20 protein-coding genes and 1 tRNA gene are annotated in these 19054 nt (G+C 69.1%); 9 read left to right on the forward strand and 12 right to left on the reverse strand.

Going from position 1 to position 19054, the window contains the following annotated elements; translation table 11 throughout:
* Positions 1-26 precede the first annotated feature (26 nt).
* Genes PK98_RS17055 through PK98_RS09915 form a run of 3 tightly spaced genes read left to right on the forward strand, consistent with a single transcriptional unit; the run spans position 27 to position 1986 of the window.
* The gene (locus tag PK98_RS17055) at positions 27-161 is read left to right on the forward strand and encodes a NepR family anti-sigma factor (protein WP_161792429.1); all 135 of its coding nucleotides are present in this window, start codon (positions 27-29) and stop codon (positions 159-161) included.
* On the forward strand, positions 158-787 hold the full coding sequence (locus PK98_RS09910) for a sigma-70 family RNA polymerase sigma factor (protein ID WP_039096737.1): 630 nt from the start codon (positions 158-160) through the stop codon (positions 785-787). Before PK98_RS17055 ends, PK98_RS09910 begins: the two co-directional genes overlap by 4 nt.
* Before the next feature lie 20 nt (positions 788-807).
* Positions 808-1986, forward strand: coding sequence for an AI-2E family transporter (locus PK98_RS09915; protein WP_039096739.1), 1179 nt, complete (start codon positions 808-810; stop codon positions 1984-1986).
* Here the strand turns inward: PK98_RS09915 and PK98_RS09920 are convergent.
* Positions 1983-3278, reverse strand: a complete 1296-nt coding sequence (locus PK98_RS09920) for a dicarboxylate/amino acid:cation symporter (protein WP_039096740.1) — start codon at positions 3276-3278, stop codon at positions 1983-1985. The two genes, PK98_RS09915 and PK98_RS09920, sit on opposite strands and share 4 nt — an antisense overlap.
* An 84-nt stretch (positions 3279-3362) precedes the next feature.
* On the opposite strand from PK98_RS09920, the gene glmM reads away from it, so the two are divergent.
* Genes glmM through thiD form a run of 3 tightly spaced genes read left to right on the forward strand, consistent with a single transcriptional unit; the run spans position 3363 to position 5700 of the window.
* Entirely contained in the window at positions 3363-4703 is a 1341-nt protein-coding gene (gene glmM / locus PK98_RS09925; RefSeq protein ID WP_039096741.1) for a phosphoglucosamine mutase, read from the forward strand.
* A complete protein-coding gene (locus PK98_RS09930) occupies positions 4700-4930 on the forward strand; it encodes a DUF1272 domain-containing protein (RefSeq protein WP_039096742.1) in 231 nt (76 codons plus the stop codon). Before glmM ends, PK98_RS09930 begins: the two co-directional genes overlap by 4 nt.
* Positions 4927-5700 carry a bifunctional hydroxymethylpyrimidine kinase/phosphomethylpyrimidine kinase gene (thiD, locus tag PK98_RS09935; protein WP_052208487.1) on the forward strand — a complete coding sequence of 258 codons (774 nt, stop codon included), beginning with the start codon at positions 4927-4929 and terminating at the stop codon, positions 5698-5700. Before PK98_RS09930 ends, thiD begins: the two co-directional genes overlap by 4 nt.
* On the opposite strand, the gene PK98_RS09940 is transcribed toward thiD, so the two are convergent.
* From PK98_RS09940 to dapB, 4 genes are all read right to left on the reverse strand, one after another.
* Positions 5669-6679, reverse strand: coding sequence for a cation diffusion facilitator family transporter (locus PK98_RS09940; protein WP_152608630.1), 1011 nt, complete (start codon positions 6677-6679; stop codon positions 5669-5671). The two genes, thiD and PK98_RS09940, sit on opposite strands and share 32 nt — an antisense overlap.
* A 101-nt stretch (positions 6680-6780) precedes the next feature.
* Positions 6781-7200 (reverse strand): hypothetical protein, encoded by a 420-nt coding sequence (locus tag PK98_RS09945; RefSeq protein ID WP_039096744.1) that lies wholly within the window; start codon positions 7198-7200, stop codon positions 6781-6783.
* Positions 7201-7229: 29 nt separating this feature from the next.
* Positions 7230-7910, reverse strand: a complete 681-nt coding sequence (nth, locus tag PK98_RS09950; RefSeq protein ID WP_039096745.1) for an endonuclease III — start codon at positions 7908-7910, stop codon at positions 7230-7232.
* Positions 7907-8635: a 4-hydroxy-tetrahydrodipicolinate reductase gene (gene dapB / locus PK98_RS09955; protein WP_039096747.1), complete on the reverse strand. Its 729-nt coding sequence runs from the start codon at positions 8633-8635 to the stop codon at positions 7907-7909. Before dapB ends, nth begins: the two co-directional genes overlap by 4 nt.
* A gap of 35 nt (positions 8636-8670) precedes the next feature.
* Between dapB and PK98_RS09960 the strand changes: the two genes are divergently transcribed.
* On the forward strand, positions 8671-9372 hold the full coding sequence (locus tag PK98_RS09960) for an NAD-dependent deacylase (protein WP_039097512.1): 702 nt from the start codon (positions 8671-8673) through the stop codon (positions 9370-9372).
* Here PK98_RS09960 and PK98_RS09965 read toward each other — a convergent pair.
* The 6 genes from PK98_RS09965 to PK98_RS09990 all read right to left on the reverse strand — a co-directional run bounded on the left by PK98_RS09965 (position 9361) and on the right by PK98_RS09990 (position 14924).
* Entirely contained in the window at positions 9361-10110 is a 750-nt protein-coding gene (locus PK98_RS09965) for a HesA/MoeB/ThiF family protein (RefSeq protein ID WP_039096748.1), read from the reverse strand. The two genes, PK98_RS09960 and PK98_RS09965, sit on opposite strands and share 12 nt — an antisense overlap.
* Positions 10111-10133: 23 nt before the next feature.
* A complete protein-coding gene (dnaA, locus tag PK98_RS09970) occupies positions 10134-11612 on the reverse strand; it encodes a chromosomal replication initiator protein DnaA (RefSeq protein ID WP_052208489.1) in 1479 nt (492 codons plus the stop codon).
* 443 nt (positions 11613-12055) lie between these two features.
* Positions 12056-12316, reverse strand: coding sequence for a 30S ribosomal protein S20 (gene rpsT, locus PK98_RS09975; protein ID WP_039096749.1), 261 nt, complete (start codon positions 12314-12316; stop codon positions 12056-12058).
* 143 nt (positions 12317-12459) lie between these two features.
* A complete protein-coding gene (locus PK98_RS09980; protein WP_081996183.1) occupies positions 12460-13404 on the reverse strand; it encodes an LOG family protein in 945 nt (314 codons plus the stop codon).
* An 81-nt stretch (positions 13405-13485) separates the two neighbouring features.
* Positions 13486-13559, reverse strand: a tRNA-Gln gene (locus PK98_RS09985).
* A gap of 54 nt (positions 13560-13613) precedes the next feature.
* Positions 13614-14924, reverse strand: coding sequence for a glycoside hydrolase family 28 protein (locus tag PK98_RS09990; protein WP_052208492.1), 1311 nt, complete (start codon positions 14922-14924; stop codon positions 13614-13616).
* A gap of 167 nt (positions 14925-15091) precedes the next feature.
* On the opposite strand from PK98_RS09990, the gene PK98_RS09995 reads away from it, so the two are divergent.
* Positions 15092-15805 (forward strand): FadR/GntR family transcriptional regulator, encoded by a 714-nt coding sequence (locus PK98_RS09995; RefSeq protein ID WP_039096754.1) that lies wholly within the window; start codon positions 15092-15094, stop codon positions 15803-15805.
* A gap of 151 nt (positions 15806-15956) precedes the next feature.
* Positions 15957-16793, forward strand: a complete 837-nt coding sequence (kduI, locus tag PK98_RS10000; RefSeq protein ID WP_039096756.1) for a 5-dehydro-4-deoxy-D-glucuronate isomerase — start codon at positions 15957-15959, stop codon at positions 16791-16793.
* 41 nt (positions 16794-16834) lie between these two features.
* On the opposite strand, the gene PK98_RS10005 is transcribed toward kduI, so the two are convergent.
* The gene (locus PK98_RS10005; protein ID WP_039096757.1) at positions 16835-19030 is read right to left on the reverse strand and encodes a glycoside hydrolase family 88 protein; all 2196 of its coding nucleotides are present in this window, start codon (positions 19028-19030) and stop codon (positions 16835-16837) included.
* Positions 19031-19054: the final 24 nt, after the last annotated feature.

Genomic DNA, 19054 nt, shown 5'->3' on the forward strand with positions numbered 1-19054 from the left:
GTACCGCGACGCACGCGGTGACACGCATGGGCTCTAACGATGGCGGGAGCGGTCCGGAATGGGCCACCGGCCTGAAGCGCCTGTATGATCAGGTGGTGGACGAACCGATCCCCGACAGCTTCATGGACCTGCTCTCCAAGCTCGATGACACGAGCCGATGAGCGCGCAGGAACGACCGGCTGCGCCGCAACGCAGCGCCGAGGACAAGAGCGCCTTCAAGCGCGAGCTGACGGGCGTGGTGCCGCATCTGCGCGCCTTTGCCCGCGGCCTGTGCGGACGGCCCGACATGGCCGACGATCTGGTGCAGGAAACATTGCTGAAGGCCTGGGCGGCGCAGGACCGGTTCGAGCCCGGCACCTCGATGCGCGCCTGGACCTTCGTCATCCTGCGCAACGCCTATCTGACCGACATGCGCCGCAACCGGTTTCGCGGCGAGTATGACGAGACTGCGGCAGAGCGCATCCTGACCGCGCCGGCCGGGCAGGAGGAGCCGATCCACCTGTCCGACATGCACCGTGCGCTGCTGACCCTGCCGCCGGAGCGGCGCGAGGCGCTGCTGCTGGTAGGCGCCGGGGGCTTCTCCTACGAGGAAGCCGCGTCGATCTGCGGTTGTGCGGTAGGCACCATCAAGAGCCGGGTTGGCCGCGCGCGTGCCGCGCTGACCGCCATGATCGAGGACGGGGCAATTCCCGACCGGTCGGTGAACGATCCCACCGCCCATCGCGCGATCCTGGAAGAACTGGACGAAGTCGCCGCCGGTCGCGGCCACGCCGTTCCCACCAAGTAGCCGCAGGCACGGAGGGTGGCATGATCGGCACCGATCCGCTGCTGCCCGAGCCGCCGGACACGACGCGCGTGACCGGTGAGGACGGCACCGGCACCCGGATGACCTTTGCCGCGCAGGAATTGCGGCTGATCTCCGCGCTGGTGGTGCTGCTGGCGACCGGGCTGTTCCTGGCACTGCCTTTCGTCCTTTCGATCGGCTCGGTGGTGTTCCTGCCGCTGGTCACCGCCATCATGCTGACCATCGTGCTGTCGCCGGTGGCGGACCGGCTGGCGCTGTTCGGCCTGCCCAATCCGCTGGCGAGCTTTGCCGCACTGCTGCTGTTCTTCGCCGTGGTCGCCACGGCGCTGACCGCGGTACTGCGCCCGGCTGTTTCCCTGTTCGAGACCGCGCCTGCAATGGTGGAGCGGGTGGGTGAGCATTTTCGCCATTTCCAGGGCAATCTGGCGTGGGTCTCCCAGCTGAACGACCGGATAGCGCGGATCATCGGCGAGGCCGAGGGCCAGCAGGTGGTGCTGGCCGGCCCCTCCATGCTGGAAGAACTCGCCTTCGCGACGCCATCCGTGCTGCTGGAGGTGCTGCTGACCTTCCTGATGGCGTTCTTCATGATCGAGGCGCGCGTGCGCCTGCGCCGTCGTCTGCTGCTGGACCGGCAGCATTTCGGCGCCAGCCTGAAGGCAGCGCGGGTGATGCGCGATGTGCAGGACCGGGTCGCGGCCTACATCCTGACCGTCTCGATCATCAATCTGGGCGTGGGCGTGGTGGTGGCGCTGGGTGCCTGGATCCTGGGGCTGGGCGCGCCGGTGATGTGGGGCGGGCTGGCGACGCTGCTGAACTTCATCCCCTATATCGGCCCGCTGGCGATGACCGCGCTGCTGGCGTTGTTCGGCCTGGGCACGGCGGAGGTGCCCCTGATGGGGATGATCCCGGCCGCCGCCTATCTGGGGCTGCATGCGGTTGAAGCGAATGTGGTTACGCCGGCGATCCTGGGCGCGCGCTTCACCATGAACCCGGTGATGATCCTGCTGGCGCTCAGCTACTTCACCTGGATCTGGGGTGTGCCCGGTTCGCTGCTGTCCGTCCCCATCCTGCTGGCGCTGACCGCCCTGTTCGACCATCTGGGCCGCCCCAACATCGTCGGCTTCCTGTTCGGGGAGCCGCTGTTCTCCACCGAGGTGCTGCCGGCGGACGAAGGCGTCTAGCGGTCCCGGTCCGTCCGGTCGACAAAGGCGGTGACGGCCACGTCCATGGTGACGTTGCCCACCGTGCGGATCAGGTCGGGCACCATCTCTACCGCCACCAGCAGCGCCAGCGGCTCCACCGGCACGCCCATCGCGATCGCGATCGGGCCGATCGCGGTGACGAAGCTGACCGCACCGGGCAGGCTGACCGAACCGATGGTGGTGAGCAGGGCCACGGCAAAGCCGACGCACAGCATCAGCGGCGTCAGTTCCACCCCCGCCAGCTGCGCCACATAGATCGCCACCGCCAGGTTCATCGCCGGCCCGGTGGCGCGGAACAGGGCAACCGCCAGCGGCAGAACGAAGTCGCCGCTGGTTTCGCGCAGGCCCAGGTCGCGGCACGATCCCAGCATGGCGGGGAGGCTGGCGAGCGAGCTCTGCGTCGACAGCGCCACCGTCTGCGCCGGGATCATCGCGCGGGCGAAACGGCCCAGCGGGATGCGCCCGCCCGCCACCGCCAGCAGGTACCCGGCCAGCATGACGATCAGGCCCATGGAGGATACCACCACGATGTAGTGCGCCACCGCCGCCAGCGCGCCGCCGCCGCTGCGCAGGCCCACGCCGATCGCCAGCGCCAGCACGCCGACCGGCGCCAGCCACAGCACCCAGCCGATGATCACCAGCATGGCATCGCCCAGCCCCGCGAACAGGTCGATCAGCGGAGTTCGCCGGGCGGCCGGCAGACGCGTGATGGCAAAGGCCAGCGCCACGAAGAACACGATCAGCGGCAGCATGGCGGTATCCGCCGCCGCCGCGACGACGTTGGGGGTGACGAGCGAGGTAAAGAAGTCGCCGATGCTCGGCACTTCCTGCGGCTGGGTCACGCCCCCCGCCAGCAGCGCGCCGCCGGCCGAGGCCGGGATCGGAAACGCCTGCAGCAGCATCGGCGTCAGCAACGCCGCCATCAGCGTGCCGCCCGCCAGCACGCCCCAGAACGCCAGCAGCGTGCGCCGCGCGATCGGGCCGACCCGGGCCGTGGCGACCATGCCGGTGATGCCGGTCACCAGCAGGCCGGCGACCAGCGGGATGATGGTCATCTGCAAGGCGCTGAGCCACAGGCTGCCGATCGGGCCCGCAAAGGCCTGCAACGGCCCGGCTGCCGCACTGTCCGCCAGCACCCAGCCGAGCGCCCAGCCGCCGATCAGCGCGGCAAAGGTCCATCCTGCCGGGAGGCGCAGGGTGGGCCCGGCCACGGAACTGGCGGCGTCGGGGTGGGTCGCGGGCGGGGTCTCGCGGGCATCTTCGGCGGGCATTCCCACATCCTGTAGGCGTGACAATGGCGCGCGCAAGCGCCATGGCGGTGGATGGCAGACAACCCCTTTTTGGCATGGCAGGGCATGGAACGCGCATATTTCGGCACAGACGGTATCCGTGGGCGGGCGAACGGGCAATTACTGAACGCCGCCACCGCGATGAAGGTGGGGCAGGCCGCCGGCCGCCACTTCCTGCGCGGCAGCCACCGACACCGGGTGGTGATCGGCAAGGATACCCGCCTGTCCGGCTACATGATGGAGACCGCGCTGGCCGCGGGCTTCACCAGCGTAGGCATGGACGTGATCATGACCGGCCCGCTGCCGACCCCGGCCGTGGCGCTGCTGGCGCGGGAAATGCGCGCCGATCTGGGCGTGATGATCTCCGCCAGCCACAACCCGTTTGCGGATAACGGCATCAAGCTGTTCGGGCCGGACGGCTTCAAGCTGTCCGATGCGGACGAAGCCGCGATCGAGGCCGCCATGGGCCAGGAACAGCCGCTGGCGACGGGCGACGCGATCGGCCGTGCCCGCCGGATCGAGGATGCGCGCGGCCGCTACATCCACGCGATCAAGCAGTCGCTGCCATCCGACGTTCGGCTGGACGGGCTGAAGATCGTGGTCGATTGCGCACATGGCGCGGCCTACACCGTCGCACCCGAGGCGTTCTGGGAACTGGGTGCGGACGTGGTGGCAATGGGCGTCGCGCCCAACGGCCTCAACATCAATGACGGCGTCGGCTCCACCAGCCTGGACGCGATCCGCCAGCGGGTGATCGCCGAGCGGGCCGATATCGGCATCGCGCTGGACGGCGATGCCGACCGGCTGATCGTGATCGACGAGCGCGGCGTGGCGGTGGATGGTGACCAGATCATGGCGCTGATCGGCCTGCGCCTGCAGCAGGCCGGCAGCCTGCGCGGCGGCGGCGTCGTGGCCACGGTGATGAGCAACCTGGGTCTGGAACGGCTGCTGGCGCAGCACGATCTGGAGCTGATCCGCACCAAGGTGGGCGACCGCCACGTGCTGGAGGCGATGCGCAGCGGTGGCTACAATGTCGGTGGGGAGCAGTCCGGCCACATGATCCTGACCGACCATGCCACCACGGGCGATGGCTGCATTGCCGCGCTGCAGGTGCTGGGTGCGCTGGTCCAGACCGGGCAGAAGGCCAGCCGTCTGCTGCATCTGTTCGATCCCGTGCCGCAGCTGTTGAAGAACGTGACCTATGCCGCGGGCAACCCGCTGGCGGACCCGGCGGTGCAGGCCGCGATCCGCGCGGGCGAGGAGCAGCTGGCCGGACAGGGCCGCGTGCTGATCCGGAAGTCGGGTACGGAGCCCAAGATCCGCGTCATGGCCGAAGGCGACGACGGCCGCGCGGTGGAGCAGGTGGTGGACGCGATCTGTGCCGCGGTGAAGGCCGCCGCCGCATGAGCCTGGAGATGCGTCCCGACTGCGAACGCTGCGGCGCGGACCTGCCGCCGCAGTCGCCCGGCGCCTTCATCTGTTCGCTGGAATGCACCTTCTGCGCGGAGTGCGCCGATGCACTGGACGAGCGCTGCCCCAATTGCGCGGGCGAGCTGGTTGACCGGCCGACCCGCGCCAAGCGCTGGCTGGATGCGCATCCGCCCTCCGCGCAGCGCCGCCACGATCCGGCATGATGCCCCCGCGCATTCTCACCATCGCCGGGTCCGACAGTTCGGGCGGCGCAGGCATCCAGGCTGATCTCAAGACGATCACGCTGCTGGGCGGCTATGTGATGAGCGCGATCACCGCACTGACGGCGCAGAACACGGTCGGTGTGCAGGGCGTGGAGGTGGTGCCTGCCCCCTTCGTGGCGGCGCAGATCGCCAGCTGCCTGGACGATATCGGCGCGGATGCCGTGAAGATCGGCATGCTGGGCAGCCCCGCCATCGCCCATGCGGTGGCCGACCGGCTAGAAGGCAGCGGCCTACCCGTGGTGTTCGACCCGGTCATGGTGGCGACCACCGGCGCGGCACTGGCCGACCCGGCCACGGTCGAGGCGTTCGAGCGGCTGATGCTGCTGGCCACCGTGACCACGCCCAACGTGCCCGAACTCGCGGCCCTGGGCGGGGCGGCCGGGATGGCACGGCGCGGGATCGTCTATCTGGCAAAGGGCGGTGATGCGCCGGGTGCGATCGTGGAGGACCGTCTGGTCCGCCCGGGGCAGCCCGACCGCGTCTGGCAGGACACGCGGATCGAGACCCGCCATACGCATGGCACAGGCTGCACGCTGGCCAGTGCCATCGCCACGCTGCTGGGACGCGGCCTGCCGCTGGAGGAGGCGATCGCCCAGGCGCGCATCTTCGTGCGCGACGGGCTGCTGGCTGCACCCGGGCTGGGTCGCGGCAACGGTCCGCTAGGGCTGTTCGCCGGCGCTAGACCTGCGGCAATCTTGCCTTTGGATTGACCACCCGGTCGGCCGCGTGGCCAACCTGCAGACCATCGAAATCATGGTCGTGGTCCTCCGACATGCCGAAGGGATCGGCATGGATCACGAGGTCGGTACCGGGGAACGCCGTCAGGATGCGCCGCTCGGCCCCTTCCACGATCTCGTGCGCCTCGGCCAGCGACTGCGCAGGCTCCAGCTCCATGTGCATTTGCACGTGGAGCGTCGGACCCGCTCGGCGGGAGCGGAACTGATGGACGCCCAGCACCTGCGGGTCGTCCAGCGCCAGCTGCAGCAGCGCCTGGCGCTCGTCCTCCTCCACCTCCCGATCGAGCAGCTCGTTCGCCGCGGCACGCAGCACCTCGACCGCGCCCTTCACCAGCCACAGCGCAACCAGCAGGGCGGCCACGGCATCCCAACGCGCATCGCCCGACCAGTGCGCCAGCGCCAGGCCGGCGATGGCCGCCGCGTTGGACACAAGATCGGCCAGGTAGTGAGCCCGGTCGCCCTTGATCGCGACGGACTTGGTCCGGGCGATGACCTGGGCCTGTGCGCGGACCAGGGCCAGCGTCAGCATCATGGAAACGGCCATCACCCCGATGCCCAGCCCCTCCGCGGTGATGCCGCGCGGGTCCATCAGCTGGTCCACCGCCTGCTGCCCGATCAGCGCGGCGGAGGCGAAGACAAGGCCGGCCTGCAGCAGGCTGGCGAAGGCTTCCGCCTTGCCGTGGCCGTACCGGTGTTCGGCATCGGCGGGCAGCACCGCCACCCGCACCGCCCAGAAGGTGACCAGCGCCGCCACGAAGTCCAGCGCCGAGTCGGCGGCGGAGGCGAGCAGCGCGATCGAGCCGCTGACCCACCAGGCACCCGCCTTCAGCAGCATCAGGCTGGCCCCGACGCCAACCGACAGCCAGGTGATGCGCGCAGTCAGCCGCGCCGATTCGGCGGGCGTCAAAGGCAGGCGTTCGCCGCCGGTCAGGTCTGTCGTGCTGGTGTTCATCGGGCTTGTCGCAGACCGGTGGCCATAGCGCCAAACACGTCCGCGGCCAAGCCGGACCCGGCCATACCAGGCCCGCCCGCCGGTCAGCCGGCCAGCGCCGATCAGTCCGGGGCGTTGTCCGGGCGCCCTTCGACCAGTTCCACCGGCACGAAGTCGCCCAGCTGGCACCGGACACCGGGGACAAGGCCCGTCCCCCCGGCCCGGAGCACCTGGATCGTGTCGGTGCGGCACAGCTGGCCGATGCTGGTCTCGTAGGAAAAGCGCTCCTCGAAGGCCAGGCCGGGGCATGGCGCACGCAGGGTGGTGCGCCAGGTCTCGCCACCCAGCGCGAGGAAGTCGATCACCTGCGATCCCTCCACCCGGGTGTTCTGGATCCGGCTGGTCGGCAGGCAACGCTGCGCCGGGCCGACCACGCGGGCGGCCGGTACCTGATCGGCATCGGCGATCGTGCCCGGTGCGCGATCCTTCGCCGCAGTGCAGGCCGACAGCAGGACCGGCAGGACAAGAGCGAACGCACGCATGGGCGATCCTTCCAGCAAAGGGCGCGTGCTCAGGCCGTCGGCGCCACTTTCCTGTCAACGGGTCGCCGTGCCGGCCGTTCCAGCACCTTGGGGCGGAACGCGCACAGGTCGACGACCGGGCAGCGCCAGCATTCGGGCGTCCGCGCCTTGCAGGTGTAGCGGCCATGCAGGATCAGCCAGTGATGCGCGTTGCGGCGGAACGGCTGCGGCACCCGCCGGTGCAGCTTGGCCTCCACTGCCTCCGGGGTCTTGCCCCGTGCAAGACCGGTGCGGTTGCCGACGCGGAACACATGGGTGTCGACGGCGAAGGTCTCCGCCCCGAAAGCACAGTTCAGCACCACATTGGCAGTCTTGCGGCCGACGCCCGCCAGCGCGGTCAGTGCGTCCAGCGTCTGCGGCACCTCTCCACCGTGTCGTTCCACCAGTTGCTGCGACAGGATCATCACGTTGGCGGCCTTGGCATTGAACAGGCCGATCGTGCGGATATGCGCCTTCAGCCCGTCCTCGCCCAGCGCCAGCATGTCCTCGGGCGTGTGCACCTCCTCGAACAGGGCGCGGGTCGCCTTGTTCACCCCCGCATCGGTCGCCTGCGCGCTCAGCACCACGGCAACCAGCAACTGGAAGGTGTTGCCGTATGCCAGCTCGGTCTGCGGATCCGGGTCGCCCTCCGCCAGGCGGCGGAAGAACTCGAAGATCTGCTCCCGCGTCAAAGGCCCAGCACCTGCCCCATCGTGTAGCGGCCGGGGGCGCGGCCGATCAGCCAGGCAGCGGCACGGATCGCGCCATGGGCGAAGATCATGCGATCCTCCGCCATGTGGCTCAGCACGATCCGCTCCTGCTCGCCGGCCAGGATCACGCTGTGCTCGCCCGCGACGGTTCCGCCGCGCAAGCTGGCGAAGCCGATCGCGCCGGGCGCACGCACGCCGGTATGCCCGTCGCGTCCCCGCTCGCTATGTTCGGTCAAGGCAATGCCGCGCCCCGCGGCTGCCGCCTCCCCCAGCAGCAGCGCGGTACCGCTGGGGGCATCGACCTTCATGCGATGGTGCATCTCCAGCACTTCCAGGTCCCACTCCTGCCCCAGCCGCGCGGCAGCCTCCTCCACCAGATGCGCCAGCAGCGTGATACCGAACGAGGTGTTGCCGGTCTGCAGGACGGGGATCGCGCCCGCCGCGCTGTCGATCATCGCGTGATGCACGGCATCCAGCCCGGTCGTCCCGATCAGGATCGGCACGCCGGCCCCGACAGCGGCATGAATGGTCCCCTCCAGCGCGGCGGGGGCGGAGAAGTCGACCAGCGCATCGCTGGCATCGGCCAGCCGCGCAGGATCATCGCCCCGGTCGGCACCGCCCGCCAGCTCGAACCCGGCCGCCGCGATTGCGCGCCGCAGCGCCTCGCCCATGCGTCCCTCGCTGCCGATGATGCCGATCCGCGCCATTGCCCTGTCTCCCTTCGGCGTGCTTCATGGGCGGCATGACGTCTTCACGCAATATCGTGATCCTGACCGGTGCGGGGATCAGCGCCGAGTCCGGCCTAGCCACCTTTCGCGCGGAGGACGGCCTGTGGGAGGAGCACCGGGTGGAGGATGTCGCCACGCCCGAAGCCTTCGCCCGCGATCCGGTGCTGGTGCAGCGGTTCTACGACATGCGCCGCAGCGCCGTGCTGGCGGCACAGCCAAATGCCGCGCACCGGGCGCTGGCACGGCTGGATCGGGAATGGCCGGGCGACCTGCTGATCGTCACGCAGAACATCGACGACCTGCACGAACGCGCCGGCGCGACCCGCGTGCTGCACATGCATGGCGAGGCGCTGAGCGCGTGGTGCATGGCCTGCGATGCGCGGCATCCCTGGCGCGAACCGCTGGGCGACAATCCGCCCTGCCCCGCCTGCGGTATGGCAGCCCTGCGGCCGGACATCGTCTGGTTCGGGGAGATGCCCTACCAGATGGAGCGGATCCTTGCGGCGGTGACCCGGGCGGACCTGTTCGTGTCCATCGGCACGTCGGGTGCGGTCTATCCCGCGGCCGGCTTCGTGCAGGCCGCGACGGAGGCCAGGGCCGGGACACTGGAGCTCAACCTCGACCGGTCGCTGGGATCGCGCCTGTTCGATGAAACGCGCCTCGGCCCCGCCAGCGCGCTGGTGCCGGCCTGGGTGGAAGAGCTGCTAGCCGACTGATCCGCAAGCCGCGCAGGCCGGGTCGGCGGCGATGGTGATGTGACGCATGCCGGGGGCGAGGCCGTCCAGCAGATGCAGCCGGCCCCACTGCGGATCGCCCATCGTGCCCGTCAGGATGCGCACCGCCTGCATCGCGGCGAAGGTGCCGACCCAGCCGGCCATGGCGCCCAGCATGCCGTCGGCGGCGCAGGTATCGCAATCCTCCGCATCGAAGGCATCACCCACGAAGCAGCGGTAGCACGGTGCGCCAGCGAATGCCGCCACCTGCCCCTGGAACCGCCCCACGGCGGCCGACAGCAGCGGTACGCCGGCGGCCACGCAGGCATCGGACACGGCCAGGCGCGTCGCGAAATTGTCGCACCCGTCCAGCACCAGGTCGGCGCCGGCCACCAGGCCTGCGGCATTGCCGGTGCTGATCCGCTCGTCGCTGAGCTGGATGTCGAGCGCGGCATCGAAATTGGTGGTCCACCGCTTGGCACCGACGACCTTCAGATGGCCGATGTCACGTTCGGTGTAGATCGTCTGACGCTGCAGGTTGCTGGCGTCGACGCGGTCGTCATCCACCAGCAGCAGATGGCCGATGCCTGCGCCCGCCAGATATTGCAGCGCCGGGCTGCCGATCCCGCCGAGCCCCACCAGCACGACCCGCGCATCCGCCAGCCGCTGCTGCCCCACTCCGCCGAGTTCGGGCAAGACGATATGACGCGCGAAGCGCTCCAGGCGGTCAGGGGCAAGCATGCGGCTGCCTTAGCCGAACGCGCTCAATCTTCCAGCTGGCGCAGCAGGCTGCGCACATCGCCGTCCATCTCCGAATCGCGCTGCCGCAGATCCTCGATCAGGCGCACGGCGTGAATCACGGTGGAATGGTCGCGCCCGCCGAACTTGCGGCCGATCTCAGGGTAGGAGCGCGGCGTCAGCACCTTGGCCAGGTACATCGCCACCTGCCGCGGCCGCACCACCGCCCGCGCACGCCGCTTGCTGGCCATCTCGCTGCGATCGATCCGGTAGAACGAGCACACCGTGCGCTGGATCTCGTCGATGGTGATCCGCTTGCGGTTGGCGGACAGGATGTCGGTCAGCTGGTCCTCGGCCAGCAGCAGCGACACTTCCTGGCCGGTCAGCTGGGCATAGGCGATCAGCTTGTGCAGTCCGCCCACCAGCTCGCGCACATTGCGGCTGATCGTGCGGGCGAGAAACTCGATCACGTCCTCCGGGACGGACAATGGCGCGAAGCGGGCCAGCTTGGAATGCAGGATCTGCCGGCGCAGCTCGATGTCGGCGGGCTGGATGTCGGCGACCAGGCCCATGGACAGGCGGCTCAGCAGGCGCGGCTCGACACCGTCGAGCGCCTGCGGCGCGCGGTCGGCGGCGAACACCAGGCGCTTGCCTTCGGCCAGCAGCGCATCGATCGTGTAGAGCAGTTCCTCCTGCGCGCTGGCCTTGCCGATGATGAACTGCAGATCGTCCACCAGCAGCAGGTCGAAACCGCGCAGCCGGCCCTTGAAGGCGATCATCTCGCCGCTCTTCAGCGCCTGCACGAAGTCGACCATGAACCGCTCGGCTGAGCAGTAGAAGATCCGGCCGCGCGGATGCGTCTGGGTGAACGCATGGCCGATCGCGTGCAGCAGGTGCGTCTTGCCCTGCCCGGTCGCGGCCTTGAGGTAGAGGGGGGAGAACTGCGGCTGCTCGGCCGCGGCCATCCGCTCCGCCGCATTGCGGGCCAGGATGTTGGCGGTGCCGGTGACGAAGGCGGCGAAGGTCAGCGTGGGATCGAGGCCGACGGGCGCCGACAGCGGCTCCGCGCCTGTATCCGCGGGACGCGGACCGTCATTGGCGGCGCGGTGGCCCAGGCCGTCCTCGCCGGTGCGCAGGTCCAGGTCGACCGGCTTGCGGCGGCCGGGATGCACGGCGATGCGCACGGTCCGCACCTCTGCCCGGGCGATCTTCCATGCCAGCGCCAACCGGTCCTGCAGGCGGTCCTGCACCCAGTTGGCGGAAAACTCGGTCGGCAGGTACAGGTCCAGCGTGCCGGTGGCCTTGCACAGCGGGCCCAGCTCGATCGGGCGGATCCACTGGGTGAACAGCTGATGGCCCAGGTCCTTGCGCAGGCCGGACACGATGTCGGCCCAGTCGGCGGCCAGCGCCACCGCCTCGGCGTCCTGCACCGCATCCCGCTCGGCCGCTGTCAGATCGGCCCCGTCCCTTGCGAAACGGCCCGTCTGCGGTCCCATCCTGATCATTGCTGCTACCGTTCCTTGTGTCACGCACATCCCCGATCATGGCCCGGTCCCGCCCCGGGCAAAGCTCCGCCCCTCCCGCGAACCGCATGTGCAGCGACGGGGGACCGGAACAGTGATTCCCATGATCAGACCACAGCACCGCCGCGGCCTTGTGGCCCCGTTATGAAGCGGGCGCCGGAACGGGCAAGAGCGCCCGGTCAAATAAATGCAAAAATTGCCCATTGACCACCTGCTAACCCGCAGGCCTGCGTTCAATGTCTTGTTTTTCCACGGTTTTAAGTGTGACACTTACGCGAATCGCGGATTTGTGCGGAGTCGCGGGAGACCACCGATCGGCCCGGTCACGCGCAAGAAAAAAGGCCGGTGGTTGCCCACCGACCTCGTTCCATTTCCGTTCCGTGACAGCGCCGATCGCGGTGACCGCGCAGCGCCGAATCACTGGCTCAGAGCGCAGCGACGCGCTTGCTGAGGCGGCTCATCTTGCGTGCCGCGGTGTTCTTGTGGACCACGCCACGCGCCACGCCACGTGCCAGTTCTGGCTGTGCTTCGTGCAGGGCGGTCTGGGCAGCGGCCCGGTCGCCGGTCGCCAGCGCCGTCTCGACCTTCTTCACGAAGCTGCGGATGCGGCTGACGCGTGCACCGTTGATTTCGGCACGGTTCTCGTTGCGACGGATGCGCTTGCGGGCTTGCGGCGTATTGGCCATGTTCGTCCTTGTGTTCCTGCCGGCGCGCGGGCGCGGGCCGGATAAGCATGGGTGTCGGTTACAGAATCGCTGCAAGCCAAGGCCCGCAGGAAAGCGGCGCGCTTAGCCGCGCACCGGGCAGAGGTCAAGATTGAGGCTCGAGATCAGCGGTCCAGGCGATAGAAGTCGGAGATCTTGGCCCAGCCCTCTTCCGCCGTCTCGCACCAGGTGATCAGGTCGAGATCGCGGCGGGATATCACGCCCTCGCGCGCCAGTGCGTCGAAATCGATCACGCTGGTCCAGAACTCCCGCCCGAACAGCAGCACGGGGATCGGCTTCATCTTGCCCGTCTGGATCAGGGTCAGCAGTTCGAAGAACTCGTCAAAGGTGCCGAACCCGCCGGGGAACACAGCCACCGCCTTGGCACGGAGCAGGAAGTGCATCTTGCGCAGCGCGAAGTAGTGGAACTGGAAGGCCAGATAAGGCGTGACATAGGGGTTGGGCGCCTGCTCGTGCGGCAGCACGATGTTCAGGCCGATCGATTCGCCGCCCGCGTCGGATGCGCCCTTGTTCGCCGCCTCCATGATCGACGGCCCGCCGCCCGAGCAGACGACGAACTGCCGCCGGCCGTCCTCGATGATCGACAGCTCCGTCACCCGCCGCGCCAGGCGATAGGCTTCGGTGTAGAACTTGGCCTTGGCGGCCAGCCGTTCCACTACCTCGCGCTCGTCCACGGGCAGGTCCTTGGCGCCGGCCAAGGCGATCTCGGTCGCTTCCGGCGGCGGGATGCGGGCGGAGCCGTACATCACCAGCGTCGACCCGACGCGCGCCTCGTCCAGCAGCATCTCGGTCTTCATCAGCTCCAGCTGGAAGCGGACCGGGCGCAGTTCGTCGCGCAGCAGGAAGTCGGTGTCGCGGAACGCGAGGCGATAGGCGGGGTGGGCTGTCTGCGGGGTATGCTGCGGCTGCTGGTCGGCGAAATCCGCCTCCTGCTCCGCACGGTAGAACTTGCGGTCGCCCAGCGCGGCTTCATCCACCGCGCGCGTCGCAGGATTCTCGCCTGCATCCGGGCCGATTCCCGCACCTGTATCCGATTGGTCGCGTGCCATGCCGATCCTCGTGCGACCTCGCCAGCCGGCCTGTTCTTGGCCGGTGGGTCAGTGGGAACAGCGCTGGATGCGGTCAGGTAATGGATGCCCCGCGAGGATTCGAACCTCGATTAACGGAGTCAGAGTCCGTTGTCTTACCTTTAGACGACGGGGCAATGGAGGCGCCCCAATAACGGGGCGGGCGCGCAGGTCAAGCCGGGAATCGCAGCTTATCCCACGCGGCGTGGCGATCCGTTCAGCACCACATTGTCGAAAGTGACCGCTCCGTCGCTGTCGCCCACGGCAATCTCCGGCGTGTCGTTGCCCAGCTGGACCTCGATGTCCCGGAACACGATCCCGGACAGATCGGTCTGCGCCAGGTCGGGGCGGATCGCGCCGAACGCACCGAAGCGGCCGGTGATGCCCGACAGGACGACGTTGCGGACCGCCGATTGCGGCGGCGCCTGGCCCTGCAGGTCGGTGTACTGGCTCCACGGCACCAGCGAGATGATCTCGCCCTCCGCGTTGTCCAGCACGATGCCGCGCAGGTGGATGTTCTCGTACAGTTGCGGCGTATCCGGGCGCAGCTTCAGCCGCAGCAGCACCATGTCGCCGGTCACCCGGCAGTCCTCCACCACCACGTCGCGCACGATGGTCGCCTCGCTGCCGCAGGCCAGCGCATGGTGGCCGCGGCGGAAGGTGCAGCCGCGCACCCGCACGCGCTCGACCGGCGGGCTATCCTTGTCGGCCAGGGCATTCACCCCCTTGGAGCCCTTGCAGGCGATGCAGTCGTCGGTGACGGAGAAGTGGCAGCCTTCGACCGTCACATCCTGGCAGCTGTCGATATCGACGCCATCGCTGCTGGGGGCCTGCTTGTAGTCGTCCGGCACTTCGAAACTGGCGTTGCGCACGGTCACGCCGCGGCACTTGTATAGATGCAGGTTCCAGAACTGCGAATCGCGGAAGGTGACGCCTTCCACCAGCACATCCGTGCTTTCCTGGATCAGCGCCAGCCGCGCCCGGGGCACGCCCAGGTTTGGGAACTCCCACGGCACGGGCGCCGCGTTGCGCACTTCCCAGAACCGGTCCCAGATCGGCCGGCCGGCCCCGTCCAGCACGCCGGGGCCGGTGATCCGCAGGCCGTTACATCCGGCCGCGTTGATCAGCGCAGGCGTGAAGCTTTCCTCGAAATGGCCTTCGATGCGGGTCCGTCGCGCCGGGAAATGCACCATGTCGGTGGAACAGCGCAGCACCGCGCCCTCCTCCAGATGGAGATGCACCCCGGGACGCAGATCCAGCGCCCCGCTGACGAAGATGCCGGCGGGCACCACGGCGGTCCCGCCGCCCGACGAAGCCAGCCGATCGATCACCTGCTGGATGGCGGCGGTGTTGACCGTGCTGCCATCGGCGACCGCGCCACCGGCGGTGATCGGCAGCCGGGCGTTGCCGCCGCTTTCGGCGGCACGCGCCAGCCCCGGCCAGAGCGGCAACGATGCGATCGCCTGGGCAACGCGGCGGCGGTTCATCGGCAGGTCGGGCATCGGTCACATCCTCGCAGGGCATCGCTGGGCGCCGGCCAGGCAGCGCCCGTGCGCGTTCTATGGAGCACCCACTGGTATGACAAGCGCAAGAGGCATTGTTCGGACGGCGTGCGATGCGGTAGGGAACGTACCCGGCGCGGGGCGCGCCGCTGCACAAGGATCCCTCCATGGCCAAGGCCGCTTCGCTTGCCGACACGCTCTACGACAAGCTGAAGACCGAGATCATCGACGGTACCATCCCGCCCGGATCGCGGCTGCCTTCGCAGAAGGACATCGCCACCACGCAGGAGGTCAGCCGTACGGTGGTGCGGGAAGCCGTCGCCCGGCTGGAGGCGCAGGGTTTTGCGGAGTCGCGGCAGGGATCGGGCGTCTATGTGGCGCCGGGTGCCCGCTACCGCGCCTTTCAGGTCACCCGCGAGGAGCTGGGCGAACTGAGCGATATCCTGAAGTTACTGGAAATGCGCCTGGCGATCGAGGCGGAGATGGCCGGCCTCGCCGCCGCCCGCAGGGACCAGCCGGACATCGACGCGATGCGCGCTGCGCTCCGCCAGATGGCGGAGGTCAGCCATGATCCCGCCGCCTCCGCCCTGGCTGACGCGCAGTTCCACCTGGCGATCGCGCGGGCGACCAAGAACGACTACTTCGCGCGCTTCATCGACTTCCTGGGCGTGCGCCTGGTTCCGCCGCGCAACCTGTACCTGCGTGACCAGCCGGGCGAGGCGCATGACGAATATGTGGCCAAGGTGCGCGCCGAGCATGATGCGATCCTGGCCGCGATCGTGCGCATGGACATCACCGGCGCGCGCGAGGCGGCCCGCCATCACATGACCGAAAGCCTGTCGCGCCATTCGGAACTGAGCGGCGACCTGCCTGTCGGGTGATCGTCCCGTTTGACAGCGCCATGAAGATGTATGATAACTTTTACCGTCGGGGGAGAGGCACCTGATATTCCGCTCCGTAACTGCCGCTTCAGGCTGGCAGCGGGCCGGACATGAGCGCAGCGCCGGGGCCTTCCGGCAGGAGACAGCATCCTTGTTCGAGAAGACTTTCTACGCCACCCATCCCGAGATGATGGACGGGGCGAGCCAGCAGGACCTGCGCGACCGTTACCTGGTGTCCGGCCTGTTCCGTGACCGCGAGATCGTGCTGACCTACTCCCATGGGGAGCGCTTCATCATCGGTGGCGCGGTGCCCGGCACGGGCGTGCTGGACCTGCCGCGCCACAGCGAACCGCCCAGCGCTGCCGGCCATCCGCTGCTGGAGCGGCGGGAGCTGAGCGTGGTCAATATCGGCCGGGGCACGGGCGAGGTGATCGTGGATGGCACGGCGGTGACGCTGGACCGCTACGATGCGCTGTACGTGCCGATGGGGACGCAGGACGTCCGCTTCTCCGGCGAGGGCGCGCGCTTCTACCTGCTGAGCGTGCCGGCCCATGCCGCCTTCCCGCTGCGCCGCGTGACGCTGGACGATGCCGCCACCATGCACCGCGGCAGCCTGGAAACGGCCAATGCGCGCACCATCCACCAGCTGATCCTGCCGCACACCGTGCAGAGTGCCTCCCTGTGCCTTGGCCTCACCCGGCTGGAGCCGGGCAGCGTTTGGAACACCATGCCGCCGCACATCCATGAGCGCCGGTCGGAGATCTATCTCTATTTCGACCTGGAGGATGACGGGCGCGTGTTCCACTTCATGGGCCAGCCGGAAGACCTCCGCCACATCGTGATGGGGGACGAGGACGTGGTGATCAGCCCGCCCTGGTCCGTCCACATGGGCTCCGGCACGCGCAATTACAGCTTCGTATGGGCCATGGCCGGAGAGAACCTCGATTACGAGGACATGGACGTGCTGGACGTCTGCCAGCTGCGCTGAGACGGCCGGCGGCGCCCCGCAAGGCGCCGCCGGACGGGGGATCAGAAGGCGAAGCTCTCGCGCGCCACCATTGCTTCCCATGCGGCCTGGTCCGGCACGTCGCCGCCGCGGTTCCAGGCGGACCCCATGTAGTAGGTGAACGGCTTGCCCGGCTCGACCCGGACCAGCACGAGGTAGTTTTCCGCGTCCTGCGTGAAGCCGACCACCATTGCCGGATCCACGGCGATGGCGATGCCCAGCGCGCCATGCTCGGCATCCTCCGTTTCCCAGAAGGTCATCCGGCCGGTCGCCTTGTCGGTGCGCAGCACGCCCGTGCCATTGGCCTTGCCGATGCCGATCCCGACGACCAGCGTCTCATTGTCGCTGGAGCTGATTGTGGAGCGCATCCGGGTAAAGTGCGAGCCTAGCGGCAGCGTGAACTCGCGCGTTTCCGCCACGTTGCGGATCACGTCGACCGGCCATGGCTGGTAGGTCGCGGTGAACCGCGCCACGTCGCCGCCGGTCTCCACGATGTCGTAGGTCGCGAAGTTGCGGCTGGTCCACAGCTTGTTGTCGTGCCAGATCCCCAGCCCGCCGGTCCCGCGCGAACGGCCGACATCGTAGAAGTCGAGCCCTTCCCCACGGTCGATGTGGTAATTGGGAAACTTCAGCTGCCGGTCCATAAAGGGGTAGCGGACCCGCTTGGCCCACGCATCGATGCCGGAGCCGGACGGCGCCTCCTTCACCTGCAGCGCCGGACCGTAGATGCGGTGCGCGACCAGGTCGTTCTCCCACAACAGGTCATCCAGACGGTCGGGTGCGAAGCGGGCCACGGCGCGCGGGCGCTGCTCTGCCTCCGGAGGCGGAGCGAGCGGCTCCACCGCTTGCGGACGGCCGGTCGCCACAGGGTCGTAGGCGAGCGCCTGCGTCGCCTGCATCTCGGCCTGACGCCGGGCGACTTCCGCATCGCCGACCACCGTGCGCGGTGCGGGCGGTGTCGGCATGGTCGCGGCGATCCATTCGGCGCTGTCGCGCGCCGGCTCCGGCCGGGGCAGCGGCTGCTGCCCGCCACCGGCCATGTCGGCCATCTCCAGCGCAGCCAGGATGTACGCGCCGTTGGCGTACGGCCCGGTATGTTCGGGCGCGGTATGGACCGGCTGGTCGCCGGTGCGTTGCGCCGAGCCCAGCTGCCCGTTCGGCAGGATGTTGCGGTTCAGCGCGGCGAACCCCCGCTGCACATGCGGCGTGACCGCCTTGCGGTCCAGCACGCCATGATTGACGCCCCACGCCAGCGCATAGGTGAACAGCGCGGAGCCGGAGGTTTCCGCCTCCGGATAGGCGTCCGGCGCCAGCAGGCTGGCCGGCCACAAGCCATCCGGTCGCTGCAGCTCGACCACCCGGCCGGCCAGCTGGCGGAACAGGTCGAGATAGTAGTCGCGCCCGGCAAAATCTGCCGGCATCGCCTCGATGAAGCGGGCCAGCCCGCCCAGCACCCAGCCATTGCCGCGTGACCAGTAGATCGGCTGGCCGTTCGCTTCCGTACGACCGATGAATCGCTCGTCACGCAGGAACAGCCGGTCCTCCGGCACCCACAGGCGCGCGGCGGTGCGGCGCCATTCCTTGTCGGCGGCAAGCAGGTACTTCGGATTGCCGGTGATCGCCGACATGCGCGCCAGCACCGGCGGCGCCATGTACAGCGCGTCGCACCACCACCAGATTAGCGGGCCCGCGCCCTCGGCATTGTCCGCCCGGGCAAGGTGCGGCACCTGCCAGTCGAGCCGCTGCTGCAGTGGCAGCAACGTGCCTTCGATCCGACGGCGGGAATACAGTTCCTCGTACAAGTCACCCACGGCGATATCGTCGGCGTTCAGCATGGTCGGGCCGGACTTCGCGCCGCGCACCGCATAATTGTAGTGGTCCGCCACCATGGTCAGGAAGCGGAGCGTTTCCGGCCGGTCGGACACGCGGGCCAGCCGTGCGGCGCCGGTGTAGTAGATTGCCGCCACCCAGTTCGGCGCCATGCTGTCGAGCGCGCCGCCGGTCGACAGCGGGATGGGCTGGCGCGCCATATCGGCGATCTGCGCCGCATTGACATACTCGGCCGCGGCCAGCGCCTCCGCCCGCGTGGGCAGGCGGGCGCCGGTGGTGTCCAGCGCAGGACGGGGCAGCGGCTCCAGCCAGGCAGCCTCCACCCCGGGTAGCAGCGCCGCCTGCGCGCCTTGCGCCATGGCCCCGGCCAGCAGGATCGCACCCAGCATCCGGAACCTGCGTTGACGGCTCGC

This window comes from Croceibacterium mercuriale, from assembly GCF_000802385.1.
In the GTDB taxonomy this organism is placed as follows: domain Bacteria; phylum Pseudomonadota; class Alphaproteobacteria; order Sphingomonadales; family Sphingomonadaceae; genus Croceibacterium; species Croceibacterium mercuriale.

Bases quoted from the DNA above. Each gene is read 5' to 3' on its own strand.
- PK98_RS09920 (WP_039096740.1), bottom strand. From the start codon at position 3,278: ATGCCCGCCGAAGATGCCCGCGAGACCCCGCCCGCGACCCACCCCGAC.
- PK98_RS09965 (WP_039096748.1), bottom strand. From the start codon at position 10,110: ATGCTTGCCCCTGACCGCCTGGAGCGCTTCGCGCGTCATATCGTCTTG.
- PK98_RS09960 (WP_039097512.1), top strand. From the start codon at position 8,671: ATGACGTCTTCACGCAATATCGTGATCCTGACCGGTGCGGGGATCAGC.
- thiD (WP_052208487.1), top strand. From the start codon at position 4,927: ATGATGCCCCCGCGCATTCTCACCATCGCCGGGTCCGACAGTTCGGGC.
- dnaA (WP_052208489.1), bottom strand. From the start codon at position 11,612: ATGATCAGGATGGGACCGCAGACGGGCCGTTTCGCAAGGGACGGGGCC.
- PK98_RS09930 (WP_039096742.1), top strand. From the start codon at position 4,700: ATGAGCCTGGAGATGCGTCCCGACTGCGAACGCTGCGGCGCGGACCTG.
- PK98_RS09910 (WP_039096737.1), top strand. From the start codon at position 158: ATGAGCGCGCAGGAACGACCGGCTGCGCCGCAACGCAGCGCCGAGGAC.
- glmM (WP_039096741.1), top strand. From the start codon at position 3,363: ATGGAACGCGCATATTTCGGCACAGACGGTATCCGTGGGCGGGCGAAC.
- dapB (WP_039096747.1), bottom strand. From the start codon at position 8,635: ATGGCGCGGATCGGCATCATCGGCAGCGAGGGACGCATGGGCGAGGCG.
- PK98_RS09945 (WP_039096744.1), bottom strand. From the start codon at position 7,200: ATGCGTGCGTTCGCTCTTGTCCTGCCGGTCCTGCTGTCGGCCTGCACT.
- PK98_RS17055 (WP_161792429.1), top strand. From the start codon at position 27: ATGGGCTCTAACGATGGCGGGAGCGGTCCGGAATGGGCCACCGGCCTG.
- PK98_RS10005 (WP_039096757.1), bottom strand. From the start codon at position 19,030: ATGCTGGGTGCGATCCTGCTGGCCGGGGCCATGGCGCAAGGCGCGCAG.
- PK98_RS09980 (WP_081996183.1), bottom strand. From the start codon at position 13,404: ATGGCACGCGACCAATCGGATACAGGTGCGGGAATCGGCCCGGATGCA.
- PK98_RS09995 (WP_039096754.1), top strand. From the start codon at position 15,092: ATGGCCAAGGCCGCTTCGCTTGCCGACACGCTCTACGACAAGCTGAAG.
- PK98_RS09940 (WP_152608630.1), bottom strand. From the start codon at position 6,679: ATGAACACCAGCACGACAGACCTGACCGGCGGCGAACGCCTGCCTTTG.
- PK98_RS09990 (WP_052208492.1), bottom strand. From the start codon at position 14,924: ATGCCCGACCTGCCGATGAACCGCCGCCGCGTTGCCCAGGCGATCGCA.
- PK98_RS09915 (WP_039096739.1), top strand. From the start codon at position 808: ATGATCGGCACCGATCCGCTGCTGCCCGAGCCGCCGGACACGACGCGC.
- rpsT (WP_039096749.1), bottom strand. From the start codon at position 12,316: ATGGCCAATACGCCGCAAGCCCGCAAGCGCATCCGTCGCAACGAGAAC.